The 12671-nt window shown below is 53.9% G+C and carries 12 protein-coding genes (1 of these 12 running past the window's edge); all 12 read left to right on the plus strand.

The annotated features are described in order from the left end of the window. A protein-coding gene (locus H5U36_02610; protein ID MBC7217066.1) for a hypothetical protein crosses the window boundary here: on the plus strand, positions 1–993 show its 3' portion. The gene continues 105 nt to the left of window position 1, outside the view; the window shows 993 of its 1098 coding nt (coding positions 106–1098); its start codon lies off the left edge, out of view; the stop codon is at positions 991–993. Next, complete coding sequence (murF, locus tag H5U36_02615; GenBank protein MBC7217067.1) at positions 977–2368, plus strand: UDP-N-acetylmuramoyl-tripeptide--D-alanyl-D-alanine ligase; 1392 nt, start codon at positions 977–979, stop codon at positions 2366–2368. The genes H5U36_02610 and murF overlap by 17 nt, the downstream gene beginning before the upstream one ends. Further along, on the plus strand, positions 2361–3320 hold the full coding sequence (gene mraY, locus H5U36_02620; GenBank protein ID MBC7217068.1) for a phospho-N-acetylmuramoyl-pentapeptide-transferase: 960 nt from the start codon (positions 2361–2363) through the stop codon (positions 3318–3320). Before murF ends, mraY begins: the two co-directional genes overlap by 8 nt. Continuing rightward, positions 3321–4670, plus strand: a complete 1350-nt coding sequence (gene murD, locus H5U36_02625; protein ID MBC7217069.1) for a UDP-N-acetylmuramoyl-L-alanine--D-glutamate ligase — start codon at positions 3321–3323, stop codon at positions 4668–4670. Further along, positions 4633–5805, plus strand: a complete 1173-nt coding sequence (ftsW, locus tag H5U36_02630) for a putative lipid II flippase FtsW (protein MBC7217070.1) — start codon at positions 4633–4635, stop codon at positions 5803–5805. Before murD ends, ftsW begins: the two co-directional genes overlap by 38 nt. Next, a complete protein-coding gene (locus H5U36_02635; protein ID MBC7217071.1) occupies positions 5805–6902 on the plus strand; it encodes a UDP-N-acetylglucosamine--N-acetylmuramyl-(pentapeptide) pyrophosphoryl-undecaprenol N-acetylglucosamine transferase in 1098 nt (365 codons plus the stop codon). The genes ftsW and H5U36_02635 overlap by 1 nt, the downstream gene beginning before the upstream one ends. A gap of 53 nt (positions 6903–6955) precedes the next feature. Continuing rightward, on the plus strand, positions 6956–8281 hold the full coding sequence (locus tag H5U36_02640) for a UDP-N-acetylmuramate--L-alanine ligase (GenBank protein ID MBC7217072.1): 1326 nt from the start codon (positions 6956–6958) through the stop codon (positions 8279–8281). Next, entirely contained in the window at positions 8239–9171 is a 933-nt protein-coding gene (gene murB / locus H5U36_02645; protein ID MBC7217073.1) for a UDP-N-acetylmuramate dehydrogenase, read from the plus strand. The genes H5U36_02640 and murB overlap by 43 nt, the downstream gene beginning before the upstream one ends. A 49-nt stretch (positions 9172–9220) precedes the next feature. After that, a complete protein-coding gene (locus H5U36_02650) occupies positions 9221–9886 on the plus strand; it encodes an FtsQ-type POTRA domain-containing protein (protein ID MBC7217074.1) in 666 nt (221 codons plus the stop codon). After that, positions 9883–11145 carry a cell division protein FtsA gene (ftsA, locus tag H5U36_02655; protein MBC7217075.1) on the plus strand — a complete coding sequence of 421 codons (1263 nt, stop codon included), beginning with the start codon at positions 9883–9885 and terminating at the stop codon, positions 11143–11145. The genes H5U36_02650 and ftsA overlap by 4 nt, the downstream gene beginning before the upstream one ends. Positions 11146–11165: 20 nt before the next feature. After that, positions 11166–12224 carry a cell division protein FtsZ gene (ftsZ, locus tag H5U36_02660; GenBank protein ID MBC7217076.1) on the plus strand — a complete coding sequence of 353 codons (1059 nt, stop codon included), beginning with the start codon at positions 11166–11168 and terminating at the stop codon, positions 12222–12224. Positions 12225–12227: 3 nt separating this feature from the next. Continuing rightward, the coding region (locus tag H5U36_02665) for a radical SAM protein (protein ID MBC7217077.1) at positions 12228–12671 on the plus strand (444 nt) is incomplete at its 3' end.

Raw genomic sequence — 12671 nt, forward strand, 5'->3', positions numbered from 1 at the left:
GTGGGAACTTTCCCCTCTTCTTTTCCGGTTGCTGCAAGCGAGGTAATCTTCCGCCTTGGAGGAGAAAAAAGAGGCGCTATCTTCACCAACATTGTCCCTGAACACCTTGAATTCCACAAAACCTTTGAGCATTACTTCAAGAGTAAGCAGAAACTTGCTGAAATGGTGGCTGCGAATTTCGCAAAGGCGTATCCGAGGATTCTTGCGGTGAACGGTGAGGACGAAAATGTTCTTGCTATTGCTCGGCTCTCCGGTCTTCCGTTCCTGCGCTTTGGGTGTACGAGAGGATGTGAAATCCAGGCGGTAAATATCCAGTGGAGTGAGTCCTCCTCCACCTTTGAGGCGCGCACGCCCTGGGGGATTTTCCCTGTGTACCTTCCCCTTCCGGGGAAACACAACGTGTACAATGCTCTGGGGGCAATAGCGGTAGCTCTTGCTTCAGGCATTGACCGAGAGGCCATTCGTGCAGGGATTGCAAAGTGTCGGAAGGTTCCGGGGAGGTGGGAGATTATTCGGGCTCCCCAGGGATTCACGGTTATTGTCGACTTTGCCCACAACTGGCATGGTCTTGAACATGCCCTCTCGGCAGCGAGGAAGCTCTGTTCTCGCCGTCTCATCACCGTTTTTGGGTGCGGAGGAGAACGGGACAGGAGCAAACGCCCTCAAATGGGAAAAGTGGTGGCGACTCTCAGCGAAGTTTGCATCGTGACCACGGATAATCCCCGGGGGGAGGATCCACGCCAGACGGCGGAGGACGCAGTTCTGGGAATTCAGGAGGTTGCTTGGGAAAAGCCTGTGGAGTGGTTTGTGGTCCTCGACCGGGTGGAGGCGATCCGCCTGGCCCTGTCTTTAGCCCGGGCAGGGGATATGGTGTTTCTTGCAGGTAAGGGGCCCGAGCGTTTTCAGGTTTACGCTCAAGGGGCCATCCCCCACAATGATTACGAGGTTGCTCTGAGGATTCTTTCTGGAGGGCACGATGTGGTTTGCTCTTGAAGAAGTCCAAAGAGTTACCCGGGCTAATCTTGCAAGAAAGGTAGATACCCGTTTCAGGGGTGTAGCAATTGATTCTCGAAAGTGCAAGAGGGAGCAGCTTTTTGTGGCTCTTCGAGGACGAAGGGTTGATGGGCACTCTTTCGTTGGTGAAGCAGTGCAGCGAGGTGCCCGGGGAGCTGTTGTGGAGCGTGTAGAGGAAGACCTTGGTGTGACGATTTTCGAGGTACCCAGTACCTACGAGGCTTTGGTTTCTCTTGGGAAGCTCGCCTCATCCCGCCTGAGGGGAACAAAAATCGGCATTACAGGAACAGCAGGGAAAACCACCTGTAAGCACCTTTTTACCCGGCTCCTTGGTTCCCGCTTTTCTGTGGCCATGACCCCTCAGAGTTTCAACACCACCATTGGTGTATCGGTGAGTTTTGCAAACTTTGAGGAAGATACCTCTTTTGTCGTCGTTGAAGCAGGAATTAATGCAAGAGGGGAAATGGAACCCTTGGCATCGATCATCTGCCCGGAGGTCGTTGTCTTTACGGCCTTTGGAGAGGGGCATCTTGAGGGATTGGGCTCGCTTGAGGGGGTTGTGGAGGAAAAGCTCAAGCTTGCTGGTGAAAGGACAAAGCAAGTGTACCTCAATGTCGATCGGGGAGTTCCGGAAGTGGGGAGTGTTGCCCTGCGAGTTCCTCAGGCAGCAATCATTCCCTTTGGGAGGACCAGGAAAGCAGCTCTTCGGCTCGAGTCTTTTGCCCTCGACGTTTGGAATCTTCGGTCTACTTTCTCTGTTACCTGGGGTGAACATCGTTTCTTCTTTAAGGCACCGATTCTTGCTCCTGAAGTGGCACTTGTGGCCCTTCCAGCGATTCATTTCGCCCTTGAAGCGGGAGTACCTCTCGGAGAGATCCAGGAAGTCCTTGTGGATTTCCGTGAACTTCCTGGCAGAGGCGGCTTTCTCTCCTTTGGAAACGGTGTGGTTGTGGACGATACCTACAACGCCAACCCCCTCTCGGTTCGAAAGGTGGTGGACCTTGGTACTTCCTTTGCCCAGGGGGGATACAGGGTGTGTCTTGTGCTTGGGGATATGCTTGAACTCGGTGATTATGCCGAGAAGGCTCATCGTGATGTTCTTTTCCACGTGCAGCGTTCTCCTGTCCACCTCGTGCTCCTTTTTGGTCCCCTCTTCAGACGGGCCCTCGAGGGAGGGTTCATGGAGGAGGTGGAGAAAGGACGTTTCATTCCTGTGGAGGAGCCTGAAGAGGCCCACCGAATTCTCAGATCCTTTACGACCTCTCCGGAGAAGTGGGTGGTGATTCTCAAGGGTTCCCGGGGTATGGGGCTTGAAGCCATGATGCTTGAGGAGTGGAGGGAACCTCATGCTTGAGGTGCTCCAAGAGGGAAGCCTTAGAGCGCTTTTGGCCTGGACCTTGGGAATGCTTCTTTTTCCTTTTTTCATTCGCTGGCAGAGAGCCCAATCTCTGGGTCAGAAAATAAAGAAAGAGGGTCCCGCCCTCCACCTCCACAAGGAGAATACCCCCAGTATGGGTGGGGTCATTGTTGCCCTTGCGGCTTTTCTTTCAGCTTTTCTTTGGCCACCAGCTCCAGACACCCCCTTTGTCCTTTTCCTCTGCGGTTTCCTTCTTCTTGGTTTTCTCGACGATTTCTGGAAGAGTGCTCTCCATCGCCCGTGGGGATGGAAAGCCCGGTACCGTTTCCTTGTGGAGTTACTCCTTGCCTGCGGCATGATGTGGTGGGGGAAAGACGTGATCCCTCCTTCTCTTGTGGTTCCCTTTACAGGGAAGGTCTTGGCTCTCGGACCGGCGGCTCTCTTTCTCTACGGGGTTTTTGTCCTTTTGGCCTCTTGCAATGCGTTCAACATTACGGATGGACTCGATGGCCTTGCAGGGGGATGTGGTATACTCACCCTTATCTTTTTTGGAGTGCTCCTTGGGTACCTTGGTCGCGCTTCTTTTGCCTTCCTTTCCTTTGCCTTTGTAGGAGGCCTTCTTGCCTTTCTCTGGTTCAATAGCTGGCCGGCGGAGATTTTTCTCGGAGACTCTGGCTCTCTTCCGATAGGTGCCTTTATAGGGTTTTGCGCTCTTGCCTCGGGATACTCCCTTTTTCTTCCCTTGGCAGGGGTTGTCTTTGTGGTCGATACACTTTCGGTTATTCTCCAGGTGGTGAGTTTCAGGCTCTTTGGAAGACGCCTTTTCCTCATGAGCCCGCTCCACCATCACTTTGAACTCCGGGGAAAAAAGGAGGTCCGAGTTACGGCTCATCTCTGGCTTATTCAGGCTCTGGGAGTCACCCTTGCTTTTCTGGGGGTTAGAGGGTGAATGGCGTACTTTGTGATGGGGCTTGGGAGAACAGGCTGTGCAGTACTTCGCTTTCTTCTCCTGCAGGGAGAGCGGGTTTTCGCAAGCGATGACCGGTGTGCCCTTCCGGAAGAGGTGGCTCGTAATCCCCTTGTAACCTTTGTTCCACCCCGGGAGGTGGAAAAAGTTCTGGGTTCAGTAAAAGAGTGCATAGTGAGCCCGGGAATTCACCCCGGTCATCCGGTGATTCGTCTCTTTGAGGAAAAGGGTATCCCTGTTGTGAGTGAGATTGAGCTTGCCTGCCGGTACATTTCTTTTCCTCTCGTGGGAATTACTGGTTCCTGCGGGAAGAGTACTACTGTCTCCCTAATCGGGGAGATTGTGCGTTCTGCAGGGTACAGGGCCTTTGTTGGAGGAAACCTGGGAACTCCTCTTGTTGAGAGTCTCATGAGTGAGGAGGTCCCCGATGTGGGCGTGGTTGAACTGAGTAGCTTCCAGCTTGAACGGGTGTACACAGCCCGTTTCTTCGTTGCGGGGGTGCTGAACCTTTACCCGAACCACCTCGATTACCACCCTAATATGGAAGCCTATTTCCAGGCTAAAGGCCGCATATTCTTGAACCAGCGACCTCAGGACTGGTCGCTCTTTCTCTTTTCTTCGCCTTCCTGGCAGGCGCGATGGTGTCGTATTGCTCGAGGTAGAGTAGTTCCTCTGGGAGTTAACGTGCGCCTCTTTGAGGGATTGTACACGCTGGAGGACACAGTTTGGGAAGGAGGGGTGCCATCCCGGGCACTCCTTTCCCTGGAAGGATGCTCTCTTCCTGGGGAGCACAACCGGGGGAATGTTCTTGTGGCGGTGGCAGTAGCCCGGATTCTGGGGATACCAAGGGAAACAACAGAAGCAGCACTCCGCTCCTTTCAGGGGTTGCCCCATCGTCTGGAGTTTGTGGGGGAATGGCAAGGTGTTAAGTGCTACAACGATTCTAAATCGACAACTCCCTCCTCAACCCGGGCAGCCATTGAGGCGCTCCCGGGACCGCTTGTGGTTATCCTGGGAGGAAAAGCGAAGCTCGAGGATTTCAGCGAGCTCGGAAAGGCTTTGACCCGGGATAAAATTCGTTGCGTGGTTCTTTACGGGGCCTCCCGTGCGACGATAGCGAAGTACCTTCCATCCTGGGTTGAGAGTTACTCAGTGGAATCTCTCAGAGAAGCCGTGGAGGTTGCCTGGCAGAAAGCGCAAAGGGGTGACACGATCCTTCTTTCTCCTGCCTGTACGAGCTGGGATTCCTATGTGAACTTTGAAGCTCGGGGAGAGCATTTCAGGGAGCTCGTTCATGCTCTGGGAACGAATACGTCTTCGGAGTCTTCTTGAAGCCTATGAGGCTCGGCTCCAAAAGGTGAGGTGGTGGTGGGAGATCGATCCCTACCTCTTTTGGGCGGTTCTCGTGCTTGCGCTTTTTGGAACCATCATGGTTTTCAGTGCCAGTATGACCACCGCCTTATACGCCTACGGGGATGTTTTCTTCTTTCTCAAAAGACACCTCTTCGCCCTTTTCCTTGGTGTTCTTGGATGTGCTGCAGCAACCTTTTTATCCCTTGAGCGGCTCCGAAAGATGAGCAAGACTTTCCTCTTTTCCGTCTTTTTCCTTCTCTTTCTCGTTTTCATCCCTGGTGTTGGGAGGGCAGGGGGCGGTGCTCACCGCTGGATTGACCTCGGACCTTTGAACTTCCAGCCCTCGGAGTTGGCAAAATTCGCCATAATCCTTTACATGGCTGATGCTCTCACCACCTATCGGAATCGAGTACGGGATTTCTGGAGAGGGGTCGTACCTTTCCTCATCATCGTGGGGAGCATTTGCCTCCTTGTGCTCCTTGAGCCGGACTTTGGAACGGCATTCTTTCTCCTTTTCCTTGCCCTGGTCATGATTTTCCTTGGAGGGGGGAATATTACCCATCTCCTCCTTGTTCTTGCCGTTCTTGCTCCCGTTGCCCTCTTTCTCCTCTTTTTCGGTAAGGGCTACTGGATGGACCGTATTGTAGCTTTCCTCAATCCCTGGAGCGACCCCAAAGGAAAGGGCTTCCACGTTCTCCAGTCGCTTGTTGCCTTGGGGTCCGGGGGATTGTGGGGGAGAGGACTTGGAGAGAGTCGCCAGAAATTTTTCTTTCTGCCCGATCGGCATACGGATTTCATCTACGCTATTATTGGAGAGGAACTTGGTTTTGTGGGTACTGCATTAGTTCTGGTCCTCTTTGGTGTTATTCTCTGGCGAGGGTTACGCATAGCGCTTCGCAGCAATGACGAATTCGAGGGACTTCTGGCGATGGGAATTGTGGCAAGCATTCTCCTCCAAGCGCTCATCAATATGGGGGCAGTGCTTCGACTGTTCCCTGTGACGGGGATTACGTTGCCTCTCGTGAGCTATGGGAGTTCCTCGCTTTTTGTGACTCTTGCAGAGGTCGGGATACTCTTCAACATAGCTCGGGGAAGGAGACGGAGGGAGGAGTAGTGCGTATTTTCATTGCAGCGGGAGGAACTGGAGGGCATGTATTCCCATCGGTCTCCGTAGCCGAGGAGCTCCGAAGGCTTGGCAATCATGAGGTCTTTTTCCTTGGTACCCGGAGAGGCCTTGAAGCAGATACCGTAGCGCCGAGGTTTCCGATCCTCTACGTGTCAGCCCGGGGCTGGGATAGGCGGTTTGGGCTTCGCACATTGCGGATGGTTGGGGAAAACATCGTGGGTTTTTCCACCATGGGATGGTACTTCCTGCGCTATCGTCCCCAGGCCTTCCTCGCGATGGGGAGTTACCTGTCGCTTCTTGGGGCCTTTTGGGCAAAATTCTTTCGCGTTCCCATTTACCTTCACGAGCAGAACGTTTATCCTGGTCTTGCCAATCGAATCGTTGCTCGCTGGGCGAGGAAAGTTTTCCTTGCTTTCGCAGAAACGGAAAAGTACCTGAGGACTCGAGGGGAAGTGGAAGTGACGGGGAACCCTTTGCGAAGGGAAGTTATGGACTGGAGAGGGAAAAAGGAAGAAGCACGTTGTTTCCTGGGGCTTGAAAGTAACCGAAAGACCATCCTTGTTGTTGGAGGAAGTCGAGGCTCGAGTATCCTCAACAGGGTTTTCCTCGAGGCCCTTGAAATTCTGCCACAGGCCAACCTTCAGGTCATTCATATCACCGGGAAAGAGGATTACCTTGAGGTTTCCGAAAGGGCCCGAAAGAAACCTTTCCCATACCTTGTTTTCCCTTTTCTTGAATCCATTGGGGTGGCGTACGCAGCGGCAGATGTTGCGTTCTGCCGCTCCGGTGCAAATACCGTTACCGAGCTTTTCTTCTTCGGCCTTCCGAGTATCCTCGTACCCTATGGGGAGGCCACCGACAACCACCAGTGGTACAATGCTTGCTGGCTTGCTCAGCAGGGTCTTGCGGTGGTTCTCGGTGAGAGAGAACTCCAGGCGTCAATCCTTGCTCAGAAACTCTTGGAGTTTCTCGAGCAACCCCCGCAACCTCGGAAGGCCGTAGTGTCCTGGGTACAGCATCTTCAGAAAGCTTCGACTTGCATTGCGCAAGGGATTCTTGGAGACCACAGGGAGGAAAGAGCTTGAGAGAAAGTACTCTTCCTTGCCGTTTGCACTTCATCGGTATTGGTGGGACGGGGATGAGCGGTCTTGCACTCCTTGCCCACGAGTGGGGGCATGTAGTGAGTGGGTCTGATCTTGTGGAGAATGAGGCTACACGGAGACTTCGCTCCCGGGGAGTGCAGGTGTACATAGGACATCGCGGGGAACAGGTTGTAGGTGCTGAAGCGGTGGTGGTGTCCTCGGCCATTCCTCCCTCAAACGAGGAGCTCGTAGCAGCGCGAAAACTCGGGCTTCCGATCTTCCACCGAGGGGAAGTTCTTGCTTTCCTCTTCAATCCCAAGAAGGGCATTGCTGTTGCTGGAACTCATGGGAAGACAACCACAACTTCCATGATTTCTTGCCTCCTTGAGATGGCGGGTTGGAACCCTACGGTCCTTGTTGGGGGAGAACTTGAGGATATCGGAGGAAACGCAAGGGCTGGGGAAGGAGAGTTCTTCGTCACCGAGACGGATGAGAGTGATGGCTCCTTTTTGAAACTCCGGCCCTTCTGTGCGGTGGTTACCAATATCGATGATGACCACCTGGATTTCTACGGGAACATGGAGGCGGCAAAGGAGGCCTTTGCCGCTTTTCTCTGGAATGTTCAGCAAGGGGGCTTTCGGGTGGTTTGTGGGGATCATCCCAATGTTCAGGATGTTCTGCGGCGGCATTCCTTTCCCTCCCTTATCACGTATGGGATAGAGAACCGGGACGTTGACTACCGGGCAAGAATCCTTGCTCGTGGGAAGGAAGGTTCCTTTTTTGAAGTTTCTTGCCGGGGAGAAGTGGTGGCTACCTTTTCGATTCGGGTTCCCGGGAATCACAATGTGAGCAACGCCCTGGCATGCATTGCAGTAGGAATGGAGCTCGGCGTTCCCATAAAGAGCATTTCAGAAGCCCTGAATTCCTTTCGAGGGGTCAAGCGAAGGTTCGAAAAGGTGGGGAAGGTTTCTGGAGCTCTGGTTGTCGATGATTACGCACACCATCCGACGGAGATGCGGGTTGTTCTCGAGACTGCTCGAGCACAGACCTCAGGGAAAATTGTGGTTGTCTTCCAGCCCCATCGTTACACTCGCACAAGGAGGCTTTACCGGAACATGGCCCAGGCTCTCTGCCTTGCAGACTATGTGGTTTTGCTCCCTATCTACTCTGCAGGGGAAGAGGTGATTCCTGGAGTTTCGGAAGACCTCATTTACCGGGAACTCAAAGAGACAGGTTTTCGGAATGTTGCTCTTGCCCGGGACTTTGACGAAGCCGCCAGAAAGTGCCTTGAAGTTGTCGGGGAGGGGGACATCCTCATCACTATGGGTGCGGGAGATGTATGGAGAGTCGGGATGATGCTCACTGGAGGAAACAGGCCTTAGAAGAGCTCTTTCGCCTTCTTCCTGAGGGCCGCTTCTTGAGGAATCCTGAACTCTCGGCCTTGACGACCTGGCGTATCGGGGGGAGAGCCCTTGCTCTTGCCGAGGTCGCTGATGAGAGGGAGCTTGCTTTGGTGCTTTCCTTCTGCGATCGCCTCGGTATCCCCTGGCGGGTTTTGGGGCGGGGGTCGAATATTCTTGTCAGCGATAGAGGGTTCCCTGGGATTGTGGTTCGCCTTGGGGGTACTCTTGCGAAGTGCCGTCTTCTTCCTGGAGGGCGAATCGAGGCGGGAGGTGGCGTGGTTCTCGGTTCCCTCGTCCGCTTTGCAGTGCGTAATGGCCTTGGAGGGTGTGAGTTCCTCGTGGGGATTCCGGGAACGGTTGGTGGAGCGGTGGTGCTCAATGCGGGTTGCTTCGGGGGAGAGATAAAGCAGCTTGTGGAGCGGGTACTCGTGCGGGAACGGGATGGTCGAATCCGTTGGAGGGAAAGGGAAGAACTCTCTTTTGGTTACAGAAACTCAAATCTCAGAGAGGAGTCCGCAGTGGTGGTGAGAGTGGTGTTCCGCCTTTTTCCCGAAAATCCCCAGCATGCTCTGGAAAGGGTTCGCTACTTCTCTCTTTTGCGGAAGAGCTCGCAACCTCTTGAGTTCCCCTCCGCGGGAAGTGTTTTCCGAAATCCTCCCGGTGAGTATGCGGCACGCCTTATCGAAAAAGCAGGTTGCAAGGGGCTGCGCCTTGGTCAGGCACAGGTCTCCCCTAAGCATTCGAACTTCATTGTGAACCTTGGGGGAGCAAGAGCCTGGCAGGTTGAGTACCTCATGGAGTGGGTTCGAAAAGAAGTGTACCGTCAAACTGGAGTATGGCTTGAGAACGAGGTGGAGCTTTGGCAGTGATGCGTAGGGATTTGCCTGCTTTCCTTGAGCTCTTTTTTTTTACTTCCTTGTGGGCCTTGTTTCCCTGGGCATTTTCACGCTCTTTTTCCGGAGCTCCCTCTTTCTGGTTGCTACTATTGAGGTGACTGGGTGCCAGTTGCTTCGTCAGGATTACATTCGGGAGGTTATCGGTGTCGAGGAAGGCAAGATGAACATGTTTGCTCTTCGGAGTTGGGAGATTGAGCGACGTCTTGAGCGCATTCCTCAGATTAAGGAGGCCCGTGTGGAGAAGATTTTCCCTCACACCCTTCGGGTAACAATAACCGAGAGGAGACCTGAAGTTCTTGTCGAAGGGAAGGGAGAGCCTTTCTGTATCGACCGGGAGGGCGTAAAGGTACCCTGTTCCCTTGTTCCCGAAGGTAGCCTCATTCGGGCTCTTCTCCGTTCTCAAGAAGAGGGATTGCTTTCGGAGGTTCTTGGTCTTGTTACGGCATGGCAGGAAGAGTTTGACCTACCCCTTGCAGGAGTTGAAGCCGTAAGCGAACGATTGTTTATTTTGAGGCTTCGAAATGGTATAGTTATAAAATGTGAGGGAGTTGCAAATTTGCGGAGAAAGGCTGTGCTTCTTCGTTCGTACCTGAGAGACGTTCGGGTGAAGTCTCTGAAGGTGCGGGGATTCGATCTCCGTCCGGGAGAAGACATAGTCATCGCCCCAGGTGAAGGTGAGGATTTTTGAGGGGCTGGTCGCGAGTTCAAGAGAGTTCCTCCATTGTGGGAGCTGTGGATATCGGAACGAGCAAAGTCTGTACTCTCATTGGGAAGAAGCACGGTGCCACCCTTGAAATTCTTGGGGTTGGTCTCAGCACCTCGTCAGGAATTCGCAAGGGCCGAATCATTGACATTGGGAAGGTTGCGCAGGTTGTACGGGACTCTTTCTTCGCTGCGCTTGAGGTTGCCCAGGTCCTCCCGGGTGTTGTCTACGCGGGGATTGCAGGAGATGGGGTGGCATCCTTTAACCTGGAAGGTGAAATCTTCCTCGGGAAGGGAGGCCGGGAGATAACTGAAAAGGATGCCGAAAGTGCTATTGAGAGCACGAAGACCCAGGTGGACCTGAGAGCTCAAAAGGTTCTCCACCTCCTTCCTCAAGAGTTCATTGTGGATGACCAGAAGGGCATAGTGGACCCAGTGGGTATGGTGGCAACGCAGCTCCGAGTGCGGACGCACCTTGTCCTTGCCCAGGAGAACTACTTCCACAATTTCGTGAAGAGTTTCCAGCAAGCGGGCATTGAAGTTACCCGAGTTGCTTTCCAGCCTCTTGCCTCTGCCCTGGCAGTGCTTTCACCCACGGAGAAAGAAATTGGTGTTGCCCTTGTGGACATTGGAGGCGGGACAACCGACGTTACGGTGTTCTATGGAGGGAGTCCGCGCTTTTCTAAGGTTATCCCGATTGGGGGCGAACACATTACCTTGGACTTGGCGGTGGGGCTACGGACATCTCGGGATGAGGCAGAGCGTGTTAAGGTGAATTACGGGTGTGCCTTCAGTCGACACATCCCTGAGGATGAGGTTGTAGAGGTACGGGATCTTGGGGGAGTTGCGCTCCAGGCCGTACGTCGGAGGTACGCCTGTGAGATTATCGAGGCGCGGATTCGGGAAATCTTTGGCCTCCTTGCCCGAGAACTCCGCGCTTCAGGATGGGGGAAGTTCCTCCAAGGAGGCGTTGTGCTCACGGGAGGAACAGCATTGCTTGACGGTATCGTGGAGTTTGCAGCCTCATTCTTAAAAATACCCGTTCGTTTGGGTTATCCGGAGAGCACAAAGTACACCGGTATGGTGCAAGCGATAGCCAATCCGATGTTTTCCACGGCATGCGGTCTCCTGCAGCTTGCTGTTCTTGAAACGGCAGGAAGGAAGCGGATGCGCTTTTTTGAAAACCTGAACCGAACGAGAACCTGGTTCGTCGAACGCCTTAAGGACTATTTTATGATAGAGTAGGGGAGCGGGGGTTGAGGAGAATGGCATCACGGCGTAATCAACCGGTGAATGGGGAAGTCAAAATAGAGGTTGTTGGTGTGGGCGGGGGCGGTGGGAACGCCGTCAACCGGATGATCGAAGCAGGACTCCAAGGAGTAACCTTTGTGGCCATCAATACCGATCTCCAGGTGCTCCGCCGTTCTCAGGCGGATATTAAGCTCCAAATCGGGGCAAAACTCACCCGAGGACTTGGAGCTGGTGCAAATCCTGAAATTGGGAGAAAAGCAGCAGAAGAGGATCGGGACAAAATTTTTGAGGTCCTTGAAGGGGCCGATATGGTTTTCATCACCGCCGGCATGGGTGGAGGAACGGGTACTGGAGGGGCACCGGTAGTTGCCCAAATTGCTAAGGAACTCGGCATTCTCACCGTTGCAGTGGTTACAAAGCCTTTTTCTTTCGAGGGTCCACGGAGGATGCGCCAGGCAGAAGAGGGCATTGCCCTTTTGCGCCAGCACGTCGATGCCCTCATTGTTGTCCCCAATGACCGCCTCCTCAGCATCGCGGATAGTTCGGTTTCCCTCCAGGAAGCTTTCCGTATCGTGGACAATGTCCTTCTCCAGGGTGTCCGGGGAATTACCGACCTTATCACCGTTCCGGGAATTATTAACCTTGACTTTGCCGATGTACGGGCAATCCTTGAGAACGCTGGCACATCCCTTATGGGGGTCGGACGGGCCTCAGGAGAACACAAGGCCAAAGAAGCGGCTCGCATGGCGGTAGAGAGTCCTCTCCTTGAGGTTCCTTTCCGAGGGGCAAAGGGCATTCTCTTCAACGTTACTGGGGGTCCGAATCTCACCCTCTGGGAAGTGCGCCAAGTTGCAGAGGTCATCGGGAATGCTGCCTCAGAACAAACGAATATTATCTTCGGTGCTGTCGTGGACGAATCCCTTCGGGACGAGATTGCCATCACTGTCATTGCCACCGGCTTTGACAGCCCTCCTGAGGAGTCGAGGGAAAGCGAATCTTTGGATTTCTCGGACACTTTTCCCCTTGAAGACCTGGATGTTCCGGCATTCCTCCGGAGAGCGAAGGAGAAGTGAGCCTTGGTGCTGCGCGAGCGGGGTCTTGCCCTTCCCCGAAGCGGCCAGTACGGCCTTGCGCTCTGTTTCCCCGGGCCTTACAAGCTCGGTATGGCCCATCTTGGTTTTCAGTCGCTTTTTCGCCTTCTTTCTGAAGCCCACGGATGGTGGGGCGATCGGTTTTTTGCTGATACGGGTCCTCGGTCCTTAGCGCTTCGCCTTCCTCTTTCGAGTTTCCATATCGTTGCCTTCTCCCTTTCTTTTGAACTTGATATTTTTCCTTTTCTTGCAATGCTCAAAGAAGGTGGTATTCCCCTCCGCTTTGAGGAGCGAGGGGAGGAGCATCCCTTTGTGCTCCTTGGTGGGCCGGTCGTTACGCTGAATCCCGAAATTGTTGCCCCTTTTGCCGATGCCTTGGCCATAGGGGAAGCTGAGGTCATTCTCCCCCGAATCCTCGCGATGTGGGAA

Origin of the sequence: Candidatus Caldatribacterium sp. (assembly GCA_014359405.1) — a bacterium.
In the GTDB taxonomy this organism is placed as follows: Bacteria; Atribacterota; Atribacteria; order Atribacterales; family Caldatribacteriaceae; genus Caldatribacterium; species Caldatribacterium oleiphilum.